Below are 18,460 nucleotides of genomic sequence, written 5' to 3'. Positions count from 1 at the left end.
CCGAGCAACATCTTTTTCTGGCAAGGAAAGCGAAGCTTTCCGTCTAGCCACTAACAGGCGCGAAGCGCCGTTCTAGCGGCTTAATATAGCGTTCTGCAGCATATACCGTTCAACGGTATCGACTACCGCCTGCGTCTGGCTGTCGACCTCCAGATTTATCTTGTCGCCTACGGATGCTGTGCCAAAAATGGTGACAGTGAGGGTTTCCGGTATCAGATAAACATTAAAACGATTGCCCAGAACTTCGCCGATGGTAAGGCTGCAGCCGTTGAGAGATACGAACCCTTTGGGCAGGATATACTTCATCAAGGCTGGCTCCGCTTCAAACCAGACAATGCGGTTGTCCTGAGGTTGTTCAATCTGATCAATTATCGCGGTGCCGTGGATATGCCCGGAGAGCATATGTCCGCCAATCTCATCACCGATGCGGGCTGCGCGCTCAAAGTTGACCCGGTCTCCGGGCTTTAATTTTCCGAGATTGGTGACTCTGAGGGTTTCCATTATCAGGTCGAAGCTGATCTGGTTTGCACTGAATTCGGTGATGGTCAGGCAGGTGCCATTGATGGCGACACTCGCGCCAGTTTGAAGGTTTTCACAGCTCTGCTGAGGAAACTCCAGCGTCAGTTGCATGAACTGATCCTTGATTACCGTCGTAATAACTGTAGCTGTGCCCTGAACAATACCGGTGAACATAATGCTTTCCTGTTAGCTTTTGACTGGAGTTTCTTTACTGAACTATCGGTTACTGGGCTATGTTTATAAAGACTGACAGCTGATATTGCAATGTTTGAGGAGATCTATATGAAGGTTCTGATCAGTGGCGGTACCGGTTTTATTGGTCGCCATCTTATCCCCCGGCTGTTGGATTATGGCCATGAGCTGGTGGTGCTGGCCCGTTCAGAAACGAAAGCCCGGGAGTTGTTTGGCGCCTCCGTCCGGGTAATCAGCGATCTTAAGCAGATCGCCAGTGATGAGTGGTTGGGTGGCATTATTAACCTGGCCGGTGAGGGGATCGCGGATAAGCGTTGGAGTGAAGAGCGTAAGCAGGCGTTAATCGATAGCCGTATCGAGACAACTGCCGACCTGGTGTCGCTGATTATGCGCTTGGAGCGCAATCCTGAGGTGATGATCAGTGGTTCTGCTATCGGGTTTTATGGTTGTCGCGCCGATGACCTGCAGTTGGATGAGCGTGGTGAAATCATTGATGACTATACTCACCGTTTATGTAAACGCTGGGAGAGTGAAGCACTTAAAGCTCAGTCGATGGGGGTCCGGGTTTGTCTGATCAGAACCGGCGTGGTATTAGGCGATGGCGGGGCTCTTGCTAAGCTGTTGCCCGCATTCAAACTGGGGCTCGGGGGGCCGGTTGCCCGGGGCGATCAGTGGATGTCCTGGATCCATATGGATGATCAGATTGAAGTGATCAGCATGATGCTCACTCATCCTGAATTCCACGGCGCTTATAATCTTACGGCCCCTGAAGCGGTGACCAATAATACCTTCAGCAAAACACTGGCTGGAGTGTTGTCACGGCCTTGCTGGCTTCGGGTGCCTGCAGTGGTGCTCGATCTGATGTTGGGTGAGGGGAGTGAACTGTTGCTTAAGGGGCAACGGGTTTATCCCAAAAGGCTGTTGGACGCCGGTTATAAGTTTGCCTACCCGGATTTGACAACTGCGCTTAATCAGGTGCTTGAGCCTGCTGACTGATTGAAACCGGTGTATCAGGAGCGCCTGGTATTGCGTAGCTGGCTTTCCCTGATATGCTCAAGCGCCTGAGCCAGCAGGTCGCCGGACCAGGGGCCTGACTCGGTACCGCTGATATAACTTTCCATATCGATTAATAAAAGTTCGAGGGTTTTACTGTTGCTGATCTCACTCAGGTCGAGACTGTCCGACACTTTATGGCCAGGCCAGAACAGCCTTGCCCAGTCCAGTATTAATAATCTGGATTCAAGTGGAAGGTCGTTATAGCAGGCATCCAGCGCTTTATTGAAGGCTCGCTGTTCACTTTCCAGCATCTGCTTAAGTTTGTTCTGGTTACTTTCATCTATTTCGCTTTGCCTATCCACATCGCTCTGGTGAGTACTCATTTGCTTAGCACTGTGCTGACGCAAGCGCTCTGAAGCATGCTTTGCAATAGCGCTGGTTTGCCGCTGCTCGGGCAGCAGACCGCCAGATTCATCGCTGGTCTCGCCGATATCAAATCGTCTCCGGCGCTGGGCTGAGTGGCTATAGAGCCACCCCAGCGACGAGACGATAGCGATAGCCGTGAGCAGCCAGATCAGCACGCGCATACTGTTATTATTAAGAGGCTCCTCAGGAGGGTTGTGTGGTGGCTCCGGTGTTGCTGCGTCTATTACGGCGGCCTTGTTGACTGGTGCCGCCGGAGCCACTTTCAGAACCACTTTGTCTAACCTGACCTGCTCACTCTTATCAGTATTTATGTTCCACCAGGGAATAATGATCTCTGGCAGCGTCACTTCGCCCCGTTCTGCGGGGGTGATGCGAATGGTTTCCGTCCGGCTGCTGACGACCCCTTTGGCGGTGACATTTTGCTCCAGGCTGATATCCTCTACGGTGATCTGAGCCAACTCATTACGCAGCGGCATGAGAGCGGGTAGCTGGTCTGCCATCAGGCCCTCTGCACTGATTTTCAGCGTACGTATCTGGCTTTCACCCAGCAGTAGATTGTTCTCGGCTGTTGTCAGATCTTCCAGTGTCAGTTTAAACGCTGGTAACCAGTATCCCCGCACGGCTTGCGAAACCCGGGGCAAAACATCAACGGTTATTGGGTCTGTGCTGAGCTCAGGAGTGCCCGGACCAGCACTGAAATGGGCTGCAGGTATCGTCAAAGGGCCCGGCTGTTCGGGATAGATGGCGTAACTCTGCTCAGTGACATGATAGCTCTGCCCTTTCATCTGACGGGAGTATTGCTGTTTATCTCCCAGGGGCACTATTTTGCTACCGGGTATCATTGGCTCAGAGAGGCTCGACATAGGCGGCAGTTCATCAAGATGAAACAGTCGGACGCTATAGAGTAGCTGGCTGTTCTGATAAACCTCGTAACTGTCTGCCGAGCTTTCAAGAAATGCATCGTTGCTGATCAGCGCTGCCGCCCCGGCAACGCCATCCACTGTGATCAGTTGCGGCTGACTGTATTCGTTATTCAGTTGCAGTGCCGGGATTTGAAGATCACCTGCGTGACGTGGGCGCAGCAGAATTTTCCATCGAGTGGTGTTTTGGTTAGCGCCGTTGGCATAACTGGAGACCGTCATCTGCTTACTGCCCAGGAAATGAAAATCACGGGTCAGGGGGGAGAAGTCTGGGCGGTTGGAGGTGCGCTGATCAACCTCGACCGTGAGTTGAATGGTTTCTCCTTCAGTGATGGCGAACCGGTCAGGAAATACGGTGAGCTGAGCCCAGGCCGCAGGCGAGGTAAACGCAATTAGTCCGGCAATGAGATTTAGATATCGGCTGTGGTGAAACATCTGCGACATAAGTGCGTTTATCTCCGGTTTATGACCCGGCTCCAGAACAGGTGCTACTGGTTGTGTTCTATGAATGGTGGTTGCCCAGAGGGGCTGGTGTATCGCTGTTGCAACGGTAGCATAACTGGAAAAAGTAAGGAAAAGATATCTTTTAAAAAGATATAAGTTATTGTTTTATCATGGATTCAAATTCATGTTGCGTTGAAATATGCGTATACTCCAATGACGCAACCAGTTTAACTAATGGCGACTTAGACCTGTTGCCGGCGTCATCGAAGCTGATAGCGGTGGCACCGTCAGGCTGCTGTCAGTAGAATACTGCCACACGTCAGCCTACGGCGACTTTATTTTTGGTTACTATGGCCCTATGCAGCAGATCATCGTCGATATCAGTTTAACTCAGGAACAGTATCTGGCTCACTATCGCCAACAGGTAAAGGATGTTGTCGCAGTGAGTCGTGACGGCAGGCGGGTGCGGTTTCCATCTGCATTGTTGCAACCGTATCTGCTACATAATGGTGTTCAGGGGAGTTTTCGCATCTGCTTTACTGATGCGGGAAAGTTTAGTTCTATCGAACGACTCTGATTTTTTTACAGCGCCCTCGGCATTGCATATAATGCCCGCACTTTAAATTGACTTGTGGTATCCCATGCTCTATCAAGCTGCCCGATCTTTGTTGTTTAAGCTCGACCCTGAAACGGCCCATGACCTGTCGCTGAATAGTCTGAGCCTGATGTCCAGTGTCGGGTTAAATTCGCTGTTTGGCGTAAAAACACTCAGCCAGCCGGTTGAAGTGATGGGGATTCAGTTTCCCAATCCGGTTGGTCTTGCGGCAGGACTGGATAAAAACGGTATCGCTATCGATGGTATGGCTGCCCTGGGGTTTGGCTTTATCGAGGTAGGCACGGTGACTCCAAGGCCGCAGCCGGGCAACCCTCAGCCGCGATTGTTCCGGATTCCAGAGCATCAGGCGATCATTAATCGCATGGGTTTCAATAATCAGGGGGTCGATACTCTGCTGAAAAATATTGAAAAGAGTCGCTTTGACGGTGTTCTGGGAATCAATATTGGTAAGAATTTTGATACGCCAGTCGAGAATGCTATTGATGATTACCTGATCTGCATGCGCAAGGTGTATGACAAAGCTAGCTATATTACCGTTAATGTATCCTCACCTAACACGCCTGGACTGCGTTCACTGCAGTTTGGCGACTCGCTTGACGAGCTGCTGGCGGCATTGAAGACGGAACAGGCCCGACTGGTTCAGTTGCATGGAAAATATGTTCCGGTGGCCGTTAAGATTGCGCCGGACATGAATGAAGAGGAGTTTGGCCTGGTTGCTGCTGCCCTCAAGTCTTATGAGATGGATGGTGTGATCGCAACCAACACCACGCTGTCACGTACTGGGGTTGAAGATTCTCCTGTTGCACAGGAAGCGGGTGGGCTGAGCGGCGTGCCGGTGCGTAATGCCGCTACAAAAGCGATCCGTATTCTGGCGCGGGAGCTGGATGGTGCGCTGCCGATTATCGGTGTCGGCGGTATCACAAACGGTTTTGATGCGGCTGAAAAGATAGAGGCGGGTGCTTCACTGGTGCAAGTGTATACAGGGTTTATCTATCGTGGACCTGAGCTGATTTCTGAGTCGGTCAGGGCGATTGCTGATCTGACTCATTAATCATGCTACTCACTGAACGGATTCGCTGATACCAAATGCAAGAAAGGCTCCCTGAGGAGCCTTTCTTTTATATTCTTTCCACGTTAATTTAGTTGCAGTGGATCGGTTAATGCAAAGATGGATTAATGTTTATAGCCGAGACACCCGACTGACCATTCCAATGTGCTTCACGCCCCTCACGCCATCCACTCATCCAGTGGGTTCTGAGGTCTCCGATAGTGACTGGACACTCGTCTTTGGATTTACCTACGAGTCCGGCTGTAAAGCCGCGGTTGAAAAGTACTGAAGAACGATCACGTTTTTGTCTCTTCATAAAAGACGCCTCTATTTAGTTCTTAATATTTTCAGGCAATTTACTGATACCACGGCCGTTGTTGCGAAAGCTGATTGTCAGTCTTTCTGATTCCCTGCCGTCTCAGTAAACCCGGTTACTGTGACTCAATTGCTCCTGTGGTTTGTGTGTTGACTGATTAAATTTTGAACTTCACAGAAATTCACAATGGCTTAAACAGATTCTGGAGTGTAATTAAAAAAAAGTATTAAGAAAGTGATTTTAATAAAATTGTCACAAACGCATCTGCAAAAAGATCATTACTTCAAGGGGTTGCACCGGGGTTTTGAAACGCTGAAATCAGATTGAAAAAAATTCACGTTACTGCAGTTTCTTTTGAATTCGCATCTTTGTCATTGGTCTTAAAAGCGTTTGCCGTTAATATGCCGGTTCTTAAATGAGGTATTCCCTGAGTATGAAATTCTTTGCTACCTGCCCTAAAGGGCTGGAGCCTGTTCTGTTTGATGAACTTCAGGCCCTGAATGTTGAAGCGCCGAAACAAACGTTGGCCGGTGTGTATTTTTCTGGTGGTCTGCAAGCCGCTTACCGCGCCTGTCTATGGTCGCGGGTAGCCAACCGCATCTTGCTTGAGCTGCACCGCTGTCCGGCTGAAACTGCCGATGCACTGTATCGTGGCGTGCAACAGATTAAATGGCTTGAACATATGCGTCCTGAAGGCACTCTGACGATCGATTTTACCGGCCAGTCAGAGGGGATTAATCACAGTCGTTTTGGTGCGCAAAAAGTTAAAGATGCGATCGTCGACCAGATTCGTGATGAAACCGGGCGGCGCCCCTCTGTTGACCGGATGAAGCCCGATCTGAGAGTTAATGTTCATTTGCAGCGGGGCGAAGCAACGATCGCGGTTGATATCTCCGGTGACAGTCTGCACCGCCGGGGCTACCGCCTGCAATCCGGCTCCGCGCCGATGAAAGAGAACCTTGCTGCAGCATTACTATATCGCTGTGGCTGGCCTGAAAAGGCGGCTGAGGGGCAGGCGCTGCTTGATCCTATGTGTGGTTCAGGAACCCTGCTGATAGAAGGCGTTTTGATGGCCGCGGATATCGCCCCGGGGCTGTTTCGCCGGGATTATGGTTTTACCTATTGGACACAACATAACAGCGCCCTGTGGAAATCACTGCTGGAGGAAGCAAATGAACGACGTGATGCGGGGCTGAAAATGGTCCGCAGTCGTTTCGAAGGTTTCGATGCCGATGCTAAAGTCCTTAATATCGCGCGGGATAACGCCCGCAGAGCCGGTGTTGAATCGTTAGTTCATCTCGAACGCCGGGAGCTGTCAAGACTGACCCGTTCTGCTTCTGATGAACACGGTTTGGTAGTCACCAACCCGCCATATGGTGAGCGTCTGGGTGAGGAGCCAACGCTGTTCTTCCTTTATCAGCATCTGGGTGAGCGTCTCAAAGCGGATTTTGCCGGCTGGCAAGCTGCAGTATTTACCGGCAATCCTGAGTTATGCCGGATGATGAAGCTGGCTGCGGATAAAACCTATAAGCTGTATAACGGTGCTATTCCAAGCCAATTGCAGATTTTTAATATCCGTGCACGTGCTCGTGCTGAGGCGGCGATGGCGGTTCAGAAACCGTCTGATCAGCCAGAATCTGATGTTGCGGGCGTTTTGGATGCTGAGCCTGACGTTCAGGTTGCTCCGGTTGAGTTGAGTGATGGTGCTCAGATGCTGGTTAACCGCCTCAATAAGAATCTCAAGCAATTGAGTAAGTGGGCGCAGCGCCAGGATATTACCTGTTACCGTTTATATGATGCTGACCTGCCGGAGTATTCCGCTGCGATCGATATCTATAATGATTGGGTACATGTACAGGAGTACCAGGCACCGAAAAGTGTTGATATGGTTAAGGCGTTTGCAAGGCTGCAGGAGATTGTTGCTGTATTGCCTTCGGTGCTAGGAGTCCCGGCGGAAAAAATTATTCTCAAGCAGCGCCGCCGACAGCAGGGCAGCAGCCAGTATGAGAAACGGGATCAGACCGAGCGCTATATTGATGTCACCGAAGGTGGTTGCCGAATCCTGGTAAACCTTGAAGATTATCTGGATACCGGATTGTTTCTTGATCATCGGCCAATTCGCCTGCAGATTCAGCAACAAGCGAAAGGCGGTGACTTCCTTAATCTGTTCAGCTATACCGCTACCGCTTCACTTCATGCTGCAAAAGGGGGCGCCCGCTCAACGACCAGCGTCGATATGTCGGCGACCTATCTGAACTGGGCAAAGAAAAATTTTGCTCTGAATGGATTTGCGGAAGCGCGCAACCATTTTCTTCAGGAAGACTGTATCAAGTGGTTAAAGGGGCAGAAAGGACAGAGCTATGATCTGATCTTTATGGACCCGCCAACCTTCTCAAACTCTAAGCGGATGCATGATGTGTTGGATGTACAGCGGGATCATGTGGGGCTGATCGATCTGGCAATGGGGTTGCTACGCCCAGGAGGAAAGTTGATTTTTTCCAACAACTACCGCCGTTTTAAGCTTGATCCTCAACTGTCTGAGCGTTATCAGGTTGTTGATATTACCCGGAAAACAATTGATCTTGATTTCAAACGTAATAGTAAAATTCATCAGTGTTTTGAGATATCCGCGCTTTAATCAGAGAGCGTCATCGTTTTAATAAAAGCCACCCTCGGGTGGTTTTTTTTGGTGCGTAGTTATTGCTTTTAATTGGTGCGATTTGCTGTATTGGCATGTTATCTGCTTATTAAAGTGCACATTTCTGGAGCAGTAATGGTTATTTCCGCTGTAGCCCTATGTTTATCATAGGTGTAGATCGGTGGTGCCAGAATCCGGATTGTTCTTACAATTAAAAAACGCACCGTTAATGTGCTATCTGAATAGATTGGCATTAAAAAGGTGCGAAAGTTGGCAGGAGATCTTCGTGGAAAGTGTTAATAGTGCAGTAGAAACACTCGTTCAGAGTTCAAATACGCTGTTTATTCTGATGGGCGCCATCATGGTATTCGCGATGCATGCAGGGTTTGCCTTCCTTGAGGTGGGAACTGTGCGTCAGAAAAATCAGGTGAATGCGCTGGTTAAAATTATGACAGACTTTGGTTTCTCAGCGGTCGCCTACTTCTTTATCGGTTATTGGGTGGCATATGATGTGACCTTTTTTCAGGATGCTGAGACCCTGGCCCAGGGAAATGGCTATGAGCTGGTAAAGTTTTTCTTCCTGATGACCTTTGCCGCCGCAATCCCGGCAATTGTTTCTGGCGGTATTGCTGAGCGGGCGCAGTTCTGGCCTTTTCTGATTGCATCGTCGCTGATCGTTGCCTTTGTCTACCCGTTTTTTGAGGGGATTGTCTGGAATGGCAACTTCGGCATTCAGGAGTGGATGACCAGTCGGTTTGGTGCTGCGTTTCATGACTTTGCCGGATCTGTTGTGGTGCATGGTGTGGGCGGCTGGCTGGGACTGGTGGCGGTGATCATGTTGGGGATCCGTAAAGGGCGTTATAGAAGCGGTAAGCTGGTGGCATTTCCGCCCTCTAACATCCCTTTCCTGGCGCTGGGTGCATGGATTCTCTGTATCGGTTGGTTTGGCTTTAATGTCATGTCGGCGCAAACCCTGGAGGGGATTTCCGGGTTAGTGGCTGTCAACAGTCTGATGGCCATGGTGGGGGGGATCATCGTTTCGCTGTTGTTGGGCAAAAATGACCCTGGTTTCATTCATAACGGCCCGTTAGCCGGGTTGGTGGCGATCTGTGCCGGTTCAGATATTGTGCATCCAATTGGTGCGCTGATGATCGGTGGTATCGCAGGAGCGTTGTTCGTCTGGATGTTTACCGTGGTGCAGAATCGCTGGAAGATCGATGACGTGCTGGGTGTGTGGCCCCTGCACGGCCTCTGTGGTGCCTGGGGCGGGATTGCTGCCGGTATCTTTGGTTCGGCTTCTCTGGGAGGCCTGGGGGGTGTCAGCCTGACTGCACAGCTTGTCGGTACTTTACTGGGGGTTGTCATTGCTGTGGTTGGTGGTGTGGTTGTCTATGGCACCATTAAACTTGCCATGGGGTTGCGGTTGGATGAGGAGCAGGAATTCAATGGTGCCGATCTGTCGATTCATAATATTGAATCTGTGTCTGTCGATTAAGATCGGTTTCAGAAATAGGCTTGCTAGCCTGGATCTGGTCAGGAAAGCGGTATAAAAAGCGGCGGCATTCTAAGAATGCCGCCGCTTTTTTATATGCTGGATGCCGACTGTTTGAGTTCGTGACGACAATGAATTCTGACTCGCAACACGATCAGTCCGGCGAGCACCAGTAGTGTTCCGCTGATAAAGCTCAGAGGGGGTGATATCAGCGTGTAGCAGATCACTCCGCCGATCAGATAGAAAAATGGCAGGCTTTCATACAGCCACTCGGGTAGGTAGCCCTCAATGTTGCCGCGGGATATCTGGCTGAGAAGGAGGCGGTGTTCACGACGGTCCCTGCGACGGTAGTTTGAGCGCATAATCCATAGTGCGCTGCCGTATAGATAGAGCGTCAGTGCAGCTAAGAGCATGGCAGGAACCTGATTGTATAAAATGGCCAGCAGTGAGCATGTGGCAAAGCAGAGATAGGGTGTGCTTTCGTAGAGAGGTGTGGGAAGCCGCATAGTAATCGCCTTTAGCTAATTATCGGTTTAATCCCCCTACCCATACATGGATATTAGTATGAAGCTAAGTAAATTGGCTAGTTTGCGAGATGAAAAATATTCAATCTAAAGCGGAAGCGTCAGTCTATAGGCGTGTTTCTGGCGAAAAAAAGCCGCTAACTAGAGCGGCTTTATTTCGGGTCAGGCAGATTACTTGGATGGGTAATCCCGCTTAACCGGGCCAGTATACAGTTGGCGTGGGCGACCGATCTTATTCGGGCTGCTGTGGAATTCGCTCCAATGAGAGATCCAGCCAATAGTACGGGACAGTGCGAAAATTACGGTAAACATGTTGGTTGGAATGCCGACCGCTTTCAGGATGATGCCTGAATAGAAGTCAACGTTCGGATAGAGTTTACGCTCAACAAAGTATTCATCTTCCAGGGCGATCTGCTCAAGCCGTTTGGCGATCTTCAGCAGTGGGTCGTTTTCGATGCCCAGTTCGGCCAGTACTTCATCGCAGGTCTGCTTCATAACTTTAGCGCGGGGGTCAAAGTTACGGTAAACGCGGTGACCAAAGCCCATCAGTCGGAATGAATCATCCGGATCTTTGGCGCGTTTGATGAACTCTTCGATATTGGCTTCGTCACCAATTTCGTTAAGCATAGTCAGAACCGCTTCGTTCGCGCCGCCGTGAGCGGGTCCCCAAAGGGCTGCGATGCCGGATGCGATACAGGCAAATGGGTTAGCGCCTGAAGAGCCCGCCAGACGAACAGTGGAAGTAGATGCATTCTGTTCATGGTCGGCATGTAACAGGAAGATCTTATCCATCGCCTTGGCCAGCACTGGATTAGTCACATAGTCTTCACATGGATTACCAAACATCATCTGTAGGAAGTTGTCGGCGTAATCCAGATCGTTACGTGGATACTGGAAAGGTTGTCCAATACTGTACTTGTAACACATCGCCGCAATAGTAGGCATTTTCGCAATCAGGCGGTAGGCGCAAACCTCGCGATGATGTGCATCATCGATGTCCAGTGAGTCGTGGTAGAACGCAGAAAGCGCACCAACAACACCGACCATGATCGCCATTGGGTGTGCGTCACGACGGAATCCGTTAAAAAAGTGCAGCATCTGTTCGTGAACCATCGTGTGGTTCTTAACGGTGGCAACAAATGTTGCTTTCTCTTCAGGTGTCGGCAGTTCGCCGTTCAGTAGCAGGTAGCATACTTCCAGGTAGTCAGATTTTTCTGCCAGTTGCTCAATGGGATAACCGCCATGCAGCAAAACACCCTGGCCGCCATCTATATAGGTAATAGCGGAGTCACAAGCTGCGGTAGAAACAAAGCCTGGATCATAGGTGAACAGGCCTTTACTTGTCAGAGCGCGAACATCAATAACATCAGGTCCCATTGTTCCGGAGTAGACCGGCAATTCAAAAACCTCGTCGATACCGTCGACTGTTAAGCGTGCTTTCTTGTCAGCCATTATAGGCTCCTATCATTTCTGTTTAATCTGAATGACTTTATAAATTGTAGAAGGGTAATCACGTGCCGCATCAGGGTTTGCAGTTAAACCTGTGGGCGCTCAGAGCCCTTTAATTCAGTCACAATCTAAGAGTTTTAGCTCGAAATAGGACTCTGACACTATAGAGAGTTGAATTCGTTTGTCAATTCAATCGAGCTTAGTTTTGCCGCGATGCAGCAAAGGTCGAATACATTGGACGTAAGGTTTATCAGGAATCTGAAATTAGCTGAATAATCATTTAGTTGTAGGGCGATGGTGGAGGGTGTCAGATAAAAAAAACACTAGACAATAGACTTAGAACCGGTGTTGATTAATTGTATTGCGGCAATTTGCTGGTATACTCCGTCACCAGCTTGCATTCCTCATTTCGGGATGGGGTGCAGGCGCTGGACCGAGGTGCTTATCTTTGTCTTTGTACACTACCTTTAACAACCTGGCCCTGCAATCGGGCTTAACCTAAGTGTGAACAAGAGCCGTGAACGAGAAAAGACCCGTTAACTTAGATCTACGAACTATTAAACAGCCACTTCCGGCTATCACTTCCATACTGCACCGTGTAACGGGGCTAGCGTTGTTTTTTGGCGCGTTCTTTATGCTGTATGCACTTGGAATGTCTCTTGAATCTGAACAGGGCTTTGAAGCTGCTGCACAGATGCTGACAGAGAGCTTCTTCGCGAGGCTGATCGCATGGGGATTGGTTTCAGCGTTGCTGTATCATTTCTTTGCCGGTATTAAACACCTGGTGATGGATTTTGGTCATTGTGAAGAGTTGGAAAGCGGTAAAATGGCAGCCAAAGTGACTCTGGTTGTATCTGCTGTTGCAATTCTGCTGGCGGGAGTATGGATATGGTAACTTCAATTACAAGTTTTGGCCGAAGCGGTCTTTATGACTGGATGATCCAGCGTGTAACTGCTGTCGTATTACTTGCTTTTACAGTCTTTATGATTGGGTACATGCTGTTGAATCCGAATCTGGATTACCAACAGTGGAAAGAGCTGTTCGAATGCACCTCTATGCGTATCTTTACACTGTTGGCTCTACTGTCAATGGCGGCGCACGCATGGATTGGTATGTGGTCAATCTCGACTGACTACATTAAGCCTACAGGCATTCGTTTCTTGTTCCAGTCAGCTTGTGGTCTTCTGACGTTTATCTACGTCGTTTGGGGCATTCAGATTCTGTGGGGAGTGTAAGATGAGCAGCAAGCTACGTACGCTGACTTTTGACGGTATTGTTATTGGTGGTGGTGGCGCGGGAATGCGTGCAGCACTGCAACTGGCCCAGAGTGGCCTGAATACCGCGTGTATTACTAAAGTATTTCCAACCCGTTCGCACACTGTCTCTGCTCAGGGTGGTATTACCTGTGCGATTGCCAGTGCAGATCCGAACGATGACTGGCGCTGGCACATGTACGATACCGTTAAGGGTTCCGATTATATCGGTGACCAGGACGCTATCGAGTACATGTGTTCTGTAGGTCCTCAGGCTGTATACGAGCTGGACCACATGGGGATGCCATTCTCCCGTACTGAAGAGGGCCGTATTTACCAGCGTCCTTTTGGTGGACAGTCGAAAAACTTCGGTGAGGGCGGTCAGGCTGCCCGTACCTGTGCTGCAGCCGACCGTACTGGTCACGCATTGCTGCACACGTTGTACCAGGCCAATATGAAAGCCGGTACCACATTCATGAACGAATGGTATGCGGTTGATCTGGTTAAGAATGGTGATGGCGCTGTTGTGGGTGTTATAGCGATCTGTATTGAAACCGGTGAAACTGTTTACGTTAAAGCCAAGGCGACAGTATTGGCGACTGGCGGTGCCGGACGTATCTTCCAGTCTACCACCAACGCTCTGATCAATACCGGTGACGGTATGGGTATGTCTCTGCGTGCGGGTGTTCCTGCTCAGGACATGGAGATGTGGCAGTTCCACCCAACCGGTATTGCCGGTGCCGGTGTGCTGGTAACAGAAGGTTGTCGTGGTGAAGGTGGTTACCTGGTCAATAAAGACGGTGAACGCTTCATGGAGCGCTATGCGCCCAACGCGAAAGACCTGGCTGGCCGTGACGTTGTTGCCCGTTCTATGGTTCTCGAAATTCTGGCAGGCCGTGGCTGTGGTGAGAATGGCGATCATGTATACCTGAAGCTGGATCACCTGGGTGAGGAAGTGCTGCACTCCCGTCTGCCTGGTATCTGTGAGCTGTCTAAGACATTTGCCCATGCTGACCCGGTTAAAGAGCCCGTACCTGTTGTACCAACCTGTCACTATCAGATGGGTGGTGTTGCCACTAACATCGGTGGTCAGGCGATTGGTCGTGATGCTGAGGGCAATGATTACATTATCGATGGTCTGTTTGCCTGTGGTGAGGTTGCTTGTGTATCTGTACACGGTGCTAACCGCCTGGGTGGTAACTCGCTGCTTGACCTGGTTGTGTTTGGTCGTGCTGCGGGAATTCAGATTGAGAAGCAGATGGCTGCAGGTTACACCGCTGAGAATGCCACCGAGGCTGATATCGAGCGTGCCATGGCGCGTCTTAACCGCCTGAATAACTCTACCGGTGGTGAGCGTGTATCTGAGGTTCGTGCTGATCTGCAGAAAACCATGCAGCTCTACTTCGGGGTATTCCGTGAAGGCGAAAGCATGGAGAAAGGTCTTGAAATGCTGAAAGAGATCCGCACCCGTGTGGAAAACCTGCATCTTGAAGACAAGTCTCAGTCTTTCAACACCGCGCGTATCGAAGCGCTGGAGCTGGAAAACCTGATGGAAGTTGCTGAGGCGACTGCTATTGCCGCGTTGACTCGTAAGGAAAGTCGTGGTGCTCACGCCCGTAATGACTTTACCGAGCGTGATGATGAAAACTGGCTGTGCCACTCACTGTTTGATCCTAAGACTAAAGAGATCAGCAAGCGTGATGTTAACTTTGCGCCGAAGACAGTAGAAGCATTTCCACCAAAAATCCGAACTTACTAAGGGGTTGTTACGATGCTGGTAAGTGTATATCGCTATAATCCTGAAATTGATGATGCGCCCTACATGCAGGATATCCATATTGATATCCCGGGTGGCAAGGACATCATGGTTCTGGATCTGCTGCAACTGCTGAAAGATAAAGATCCGACTATGGGTTACCGTCGTTCATGCCGTGAAGGTGTGTGTGGTTCTGATGGTATGAATATGAACGGACGTAATGGTCTGGCCTGTATCACGCCGCTGTCTGAAGTGGTTGAAAACGACAAGTTGGTTCTGCGTCCGCTGCCAGGTCTGCCGGTTATTCGCGACCTGGTTGTCGATATGTCTCAGTTCTACAAGCAGTACGAGAAGATCAAGCCGTTCCTGATCAACGATACGCCGCCGCCTGCTATTGAGCGTCTGCAGTCGCCGGAAGAGCGTGCTGAGCTGGATGGTCTGTACGAGTGTATTCTCTGTGCCTGCTGTTCTACTGCCTGTCCGTCTTTCTGGTGGAATCCTGATAAGTTTATCGGTCCTTCCGGTTTGCTGCAGGCATACCGGTTTCTGGCAGACAGTCGTGATACTGCAACGACAGAGCGTCTGGCAGGGCTGGATGATCCGTTCAGTGTGTTCCGCTGCCACGGCATTATGAACTGTGTCAGTGTCTGTCCGAAGGGTCTTAACCCGACTAAGGCTATTGGCAAGATCCGCAACATGTTGATTTCGCAAGCGACCTGATTGCAAACAAAGCGGCTCCCACTGGGAGCCGCTTTTTTTTGACTTTTATCTGTGTGCCCGTCAGTGGTTATGCGTGTACTAGTCAAAAGACTTATATCTGTTTGTATGGAAAGTTTTTAGAATTCCCTCTGCATTGATATATGAACCTCGCCATAAAAAGCGTAGAATCACGTCCCGTAACCTGTACCTCTATCAGGCTATATACGTGAGAAATTATAAACGGTAACTAAACAGGGGACGGCCGGAACAGGCCAGTTGGACAGGACGTGGTGCATCCTGGACTTCGATAGTACCCCTGAGCCAGGGTGATCAAGAATGCAAGAAGGCATAATGGAGCTGATGTGGAAGAATGCCCATCTATACGGTGGCAACCTGTCTTACATTGAGCAGCTATATGAATCCTATCTGATGGACCCCAACGCGATTCCTCAGGAATGGCGTGAAGAATTTGATCGGCTACCTAAAGTCGGCGATAACCTGACCCAGGATGTTCCGCATTCTACGGTACAGGACCATTTCCTCTATCTGGCGAAAAACCAGCGTCGTGCGGCACCCGCTGCCGGTGGTGGTCAAAGTTCTGAGCATGAGAAAAAGCAGATTCGCGTTTTGCGAATGATCAACGCCTATCGTGTGCGTGGTCATCAGGCTGCTAATATCGATCCGCTTAATCTGATGCAGCGTGAGCCGGTGCCGGATCTTGATCCGCGCTTCCACGAACTGTCTGAAGCTGATTTTGATACAACATTCCAGCTGGGTTCTCTGTTCTTCGGAACGGAAGAGGCAACCCTGAAAGAGATTATTAACGATCTCAAGAAAACCTACTGTACGACAGTGGGTGCTGAGTATATGCATATTGTCGATACTCAGGAAAAACGCTGGATACAATCCCGACTTGAACCTGTTCGCTCCCATCCAGTGGTTGATGTTGACCGCAAAATGATGGTGCTTGAGCGTCTGACCGCAGCTGAAGGTCTGGAAAAGTACCTGGGTTCGCGCTTTGCTGGGGCGAAACGCTTTGGTCTGGAAGGCGGTGAGTCGCTGATTGTTTCCCTGAATACGCTGATTCAGCGTGCCGGTAAACAGGGCGCCCGTGAAGTTGTGATCGGCATGGCCCACCGGGGGCGTCTGAACACCCTGGTTAATATCTTCGGTAAAAATCCTGCTGAACTGTTCGGTGAGTTTGAAGGTAAAAAAATGCTGGAAACCTCCGGTGATGTAAAGTATCACCAGGGCTTCTCATCTAACGTGATGACCGCTGGTGGTGAGGTTCACCTGGCGATGGCATTTAACCCATCTCATCTGGAGATCTCGGCACCCGTTGTTGAGGGTTCGGTACGTGCTCGTCAGGACCGTCGCCAGGACCCTGTTGGTACAACCGTTGTGCCCGTCAATATCCACGGTGATCAGGCATTTGCTGGTCAGGGTGTGGTGATGGAGACATTCCAGATGTCCCAGACCCGCGCTTATAAAACCGGTGGCACCATCCATATCGTAGTCAACAACCAGGTAGGCTTTACCACGAACAAACTGGAAGACTCACGCTCTTCTGAGTACTGTACTGATATCGCTAAGATGGTGCAGGCGCCGATCTTCCACGTGAATGGTGATGATCCTGAAGCGGTTCGTTTTGTGACTCAGCTGGCAGTCGATTACCGTACAGAGTTCAAGAAAGATGTGGTCATCGATCTGGTTTGCTACCGTCGTCGTGGCCATAACGAAGCGGATGAGCCATCGGGTACTCAGCCGCTGATGTATAAGCAGATCAAGGTGCAGAAATCTACCCGTGAACTGTATGCACAGCAGCTGATTGCCGAAGGTGTGATCACTGAAGAGCAAAGCAAGCAGTTGGAACTGGATTACCGTAAAGACCTGGAAGATGGTAAGCACGTTACTCACTCTCTGGTACTGGAACCGAATCAGGAGCTGTTTGTTGACTGGACGCCGTATATCGGTCATGAGTGGTCGTTTGATTGCGATACCCGGGTAGACAACAAGCTGCTGCAGGAACTGGGTAGCAAAATCTGTGAAGTGCCTGAAGGTTTTCAGGTGCAGCGTCAGGTGCAGAAAATTTACGATGACCGTAAACGTATGGCCGTTGGCGCGATGGAGCTGAACTGGGGGATGGCGGAATCACTTGCCTATGCTTCGATTCTGGCTGAGGGTTATCCTGTGCGTCTCACAGGTCAGGATGTTGGCCGGGGTACATTCTCGCATCGTCACGCCGTTCTGCATGATCAGCGCACTGGACAGGTTTATGAGCCGCTGAAAAACATTGCTGCTGATCAACCAGCGTTGACGCTGCATGACTCTTTCCTCTCTGAGGAAGCGGTATTGGCATTTGAATATGGTTATTCGACTACTATGCCAAACGCACTGGTTATCTGGGAAGCTCAGTTTGGTGATTTCGCCAACGGCGCTCAGGTAGTTATTGACCAGTTTATTACCAGTGGTGAGCACAAGTGGGCGCGTCTTTGTGGCCTGACTATGCTGCTGCCGCACGGTTTTGAAGGGCAGGGGCCTGAGCACTCTTCAGCCCGTCTGGAACGTTACCTGCAGTTGTGTGCTGAACACAACATTCAGGTGTGTGTGCCAACAACCCCCGCACAAATTTTCCATCTGCTGCGTCGCCAGATTGTGCGGCCTCTGCGTAAGCCTCTGGTGGTGATGACGCCGAAGAGCTTGCTGCGGCATAAACAGGCTGTTTCGACACTGGAGGATCTGTCGGATGGCGAGTTCCTGCCGGTAATCGCTGAAACCAATCAGCTGGATCCGAAGAAGGTCAAGCGTCTGGTGCTATGTAGCGGTAAGGTGTACTACGACCTGTATAACCGCCGGGCAGAACTGGAAAAAGACGATGTCGCGATTGTACGTATTGAGCAGCTGTATCCGTTCCCGGAGCATCAGATGTTCGCTGCAATCAAAGATTACACTAACCTCGAATCGGTTGTCTGGTGTCAGGAAGAGCCAATGAACCAGGGTGCATGGTACTGTTCACAGCATCATATGCGCCATGCACTGGCCCGTCATAACGACAAGATTCATATGGAAGGTGTGGGTCGTCCACACGCTGCAGCGCCTGCCGTAGGTTACATCTCTGTACACCTTGAACAGCAGGAAAAACTGGTTAATGAAGCAATCAATGGCTAACAG

Annotated in this window: 15 protein-coding genes; 10 read left to right on the top strand and 5 right to left on the bottom strand. The window is 50.2% G+C overall.

All coding sequences use genetic code 11. The features are described from left to right. Window positions 1–72: 72 nt before the first annotated feature. Window positions 73–693: a riboflavin synthase subunit alpha gene (locus ACQY8X_RS02825; RefSeq protein ID WP_428033622.1), complete on the bottom strand. Its 621-nt coding sequence runs from the start codon at window positions 691–693 to the stop codon at window positions 73–75. Window positions 694–801: 108 nt separating this feature from the next. Between ACQY8X_RS02825 and ACQY8X_RS02820 the strand changes: the two genes are divergently transcribed. Next, window positions 802–1,707 (top strand): TIGR01777 family oxidoreductase, encoded by a 906-nt coding sequence (locus ACQY8X_RS02820; RefSeq protein WP_428033621.1) that lies wholly within the window; start codon window positions 802–804, stop codon window positions 1,705–1,707. A 14-nt stretch (window positions 1,708–1,721) separates the two neighbouring features. Here the strand turns inward: ACQY8X_RS02820 and ACQY8X_RS02815 are convergent, their stop codons facing one another. Continuing rightward, a complete protein-coding gene (locus ACQY8X_RS02815) occupies window positions 1,722–3,497 on the bottom strand; it encodes a BatD family protein (protein ID WP_428033620.1) in 1,776 nt (591 codons plus the stop codon). A gap of 358 nt (window positions 3,498–3,855) precedes the next feature. Here ACQY8X_RS02815 and ACQY8X_RS02810 point away from each other — a divergent pair, with 358 nt between their 5' ends. Further along, window positions 3,856–4,074: a DUF2835 domain-containing protein gene (locus tag ACQY8X_RS02810; RefSeq protein WP_428033619.1), complete on the top strand. Its 219-nt coding sequence runs from the start codon at window positions 3,856–3,858 to the stop codon at window positions 4,072–4,074. 64 nt (window positions 4,075–4,138) lie between these two features. Continuing rightward, window positions 4,139–5,164, top strand: coding sequence for a quinone-dependent dihydroorotate dehydrogenase (locus tag ACQY8X_RS02805; RefSeq protein WP_428033618.1), 1,026 nt, complete (start codon window positions 4,139–4,141; stop codon window positions 5,162–5,164). Window positions 5,165–5,270: 106 nt separating this feature from the next. Here ACQY8X_RS02805 and rmf read toward each other — a convergent pair whose 3' ends face one another. Next, window positions 5,271–5,477 carry a ribosome modulation factor gene (rmf, locus tag ACQY8X_RS02800; RefSeq protein ID WP_091358036.1) on the bottom strand — a complete coding sequence of 69 codons (207 nt, stop codon included), beginning with the start codon at window positions 5,475–5,477 and terminating at the stop codon, window positions 5,271–5,273. 433 nt (window positions 5,478–5,910) lie between these two features. On the opposite strand from rmf, the gene rlmKL reads away from it, so the two are divergent. Both rlmKL and ACQY8X_RS02790 read left to right on the top strand, forming a co-directional pair. Next, the gene (gene rlmKL, locus ACQY8X_RS02795) at window positions 5,911–8,115 is read left to right on the top strand and encodes a bifunctional 23S rRNA (guanine(2069)-N(7))-methyltransferase RlmK/23S rRNA (guanine(2445)-N(2))-methyltransferase RlmL (RefSeq protein ID WP_428033617.1); all 2,205 of its coding nucleotides are present in this window, start codon (window positions 5,911–5,913) and stop codon (window positions 8,113–8,115) included. A 286-nt stretch (window positions 8,116–8,401) separates the two neighbouring features. Next, a complete protein-coding gene (locus tag ACQY8X_RS02790; protein WP_428033616.1) occupies window positions 8,402–9,610 on the top strand; it encodes an ammonium transporter in 1,209 nt (402 codons plus the stop codon). 89 nt (window positions 9,611–9,699) lie between these two features. On the opposite strand, the gene ACQY8X_RS02785 is transcribed toward ACQY8X_RS02790, so the two are convergent. Further along, window positions 9,700–10,113, bottom strand: a complete 414-nt coding sequence (locus ACQY8X_RS02785) for a hypothetical protein (RefSeq protein WP_428033615.1) — start codon at window positions 10,111–10,113, stop codon at window positions 9,700–9,702. Window positions 10,114–10,302: 189 nt separating this feature from the next. Then, window positions 10,303–11,583 carry a citrate synthase gene (gene gltA, locus ACQY8X_RS02780; protein WP_428033614.1) on the bottom strand — a complete coding sequence of 427 codons (1,281 nt, stop codon included), beginning with the start codon at window positions 11,581–11,583 and terminating at the stop codon, window positions 10,303–10,305. Window positions 11,584–12,097: 514 nt separating this feature from the next. Between gltA and sdhC the strand changes: the two genes are divergently transcribed. The 5 genes from sdhC (at window position 12,098) to ACQY8X_RS02755 (ending at window position 18,457) form a co-directional block, all read left to right on the top strand. Continuing rightward, window positions 12,098–12,475, top strand: a complete 378-nt coding sequence (sdhC, locus tag ACQY8X_RS02775) for a succinate dehydrogenase, cytochrome b556 subunit (protein WP_428033613.1) — start codon at window positions 12,098–12,100, stop codon at window positions 12,473–12,475. Further along, on the top strand, window positions 12,469–12,816 hold the full coding sequence (gene sdhD, locus ACQY8X_RS02770) for a succinate dehydrogenase, hydrophobic membrane anchor protein (RefSeq protein WP_428033671.1): 348 nt from the start codon (window positions 12,469–12,471) through the stop codon (window positions 12,814–12,816). Before sdhC ends, sdhD begins: the two co-directional genes overlap by 7 nt. A 1-nt stretch (window position 12,817) precedes the next feature. Continuing rightward, on the top strand, window positions 12,818–14,593 hold the full coding sequence (sdhA, locus tag ACQY8X_RS02765; RefSeq protein ID WP_428033612.1) for a succinate dehydrogenase flavoprotein subunit: 1,776 nt from the start codon (window positions 12,818–12,820) through the stop codon (window positions 14,591–14,593). Between the two features lie 12 nt (window positions 14,594–14,605). Continuing rightward, entirely contained in the window at window positions 14,606–15,310 is a 705-nt protein-coding gene (locus ACQY8X_RS02760; protein WP_299201480.1) for a succinate dehydrogenase iron-sulfur subunit, read from the top strand. Window positions 15,311–15,625: 315 nt separating this feature from the next. Continuing rightward, window positions 15,626–18,457 carry a 2-oxoglutarate dehydrogenase E1 component gene (locus tag ACQY8X_RS02755; RefSeq protein WP_428033611.1) on the top strand — a complete coding sequence of 944 codons (2,832 nt, stop codon included), beginning with the start codon at window positions 15,626–15,628 and terminating at the stop codon, window positions 18,455–18,457. Window positions 18,458–18,460: the final 3 nt, after the last annotated feature.

The sequence above is a fragment of the Amphritea sp. genome (assembly GCF_050300915.1).
GTDB lineage: Bacteria > Pseudomonadota > Gammaproteobacteria > Pseudomonadales > Balneatricaceae > Amphritea.
The sequence above is the reverse complement of the archived record's forward strand: the minus strand, read 5'-3'. Positions and strand labels throughout refer to the sequence as shown.

Coding starts and splice junctions, on each gene's coding strand:
- ACQY8X_RS02825 (WP_428033622.1), bottom strand. CDS start 693: ATGTTCACCGGTATTGTTCAGGGCACAGCTACAGTTATTACGACGGTA.
- ACQY8X_RS02820 (WP_428033621.1), top strand. CDS start 802: ATGAAGGTTCTGATCAGTGGCGGTACCGGTTTTATTGGTCGCCATCTT.
- ACQY8X_RS02815 (WP_428033620.1), bottom strand. CDS start 3,497: ATGTCGCAGATGTTTCACCACAGCCGATATCTAAATCTCATTGCCGGA.
- ACQY8X_RS02810 (WP_428033619.1), top strand. CDS start 3,856: ATGCAGCAGATCATCGTCGATATCAGTTTAACTCAGGAACAGTATCTG.
- ACQY8X_RS02805 (WP_428033618.1), top strand. CDS start 4,139: ATGCTCTATCAAGCTGCCCGATCTTTGTTGTTTAAGCTCGACCCTGAA.
- rmf (WP_091358036.1), bottom strand. CDS start 5,477: ATGAAGAGACAAAAACGTGATCGTTCTTCAGTACTTTTCAACCGCGGC.
- rlmKL (WP_428033617.1), top strand. CDS start 5,911: ATGAAATTCTTTGCTACCTGCCCTAAAGGGCTGGAGCCTGTTCTGTTT.
- ACQY8X_RS02785 (WP_428033615.1), bottom strand. CDS start 10,113: ATGCGGCTTCCCACACCTCTCTACGAAAGCACACCCTATCTCTGCTTT.
- gltA (WP_428033614.1), bottom strand. CDS start 11,583: ATGGCTGACAAGAAAGCACGCTTAACAGTCGACGGTATCGACGAGGTT.
- sdhD (WP_428033671.1), top strand. CDS start 12,469: ATGGTAACTTCAATTACAAGTTTTGGCCGAAGCGGTCTTTATGACTGG.
- sdhA (WP_428033612.1), top strand. CDS start 12,818: ATGAGCAGCAAGCTACGTACGCTGACTTTTGACGGTATTGTTATTGGT.
- ACQY8X_RS02760 (WP_299201480.1), top strand. CDS start 14,606: ATGCTGGTAAGTGTATATCGCTATAATCCTGAAATTGATGATGCGCCC.
- ACQY8X_RS02755 (WP_428033611.1), top strand. CDS start 15,626: ATGCAAGAAGGCATAATGGAGCTGATGTGGAAGAATGCCCATCTATAC.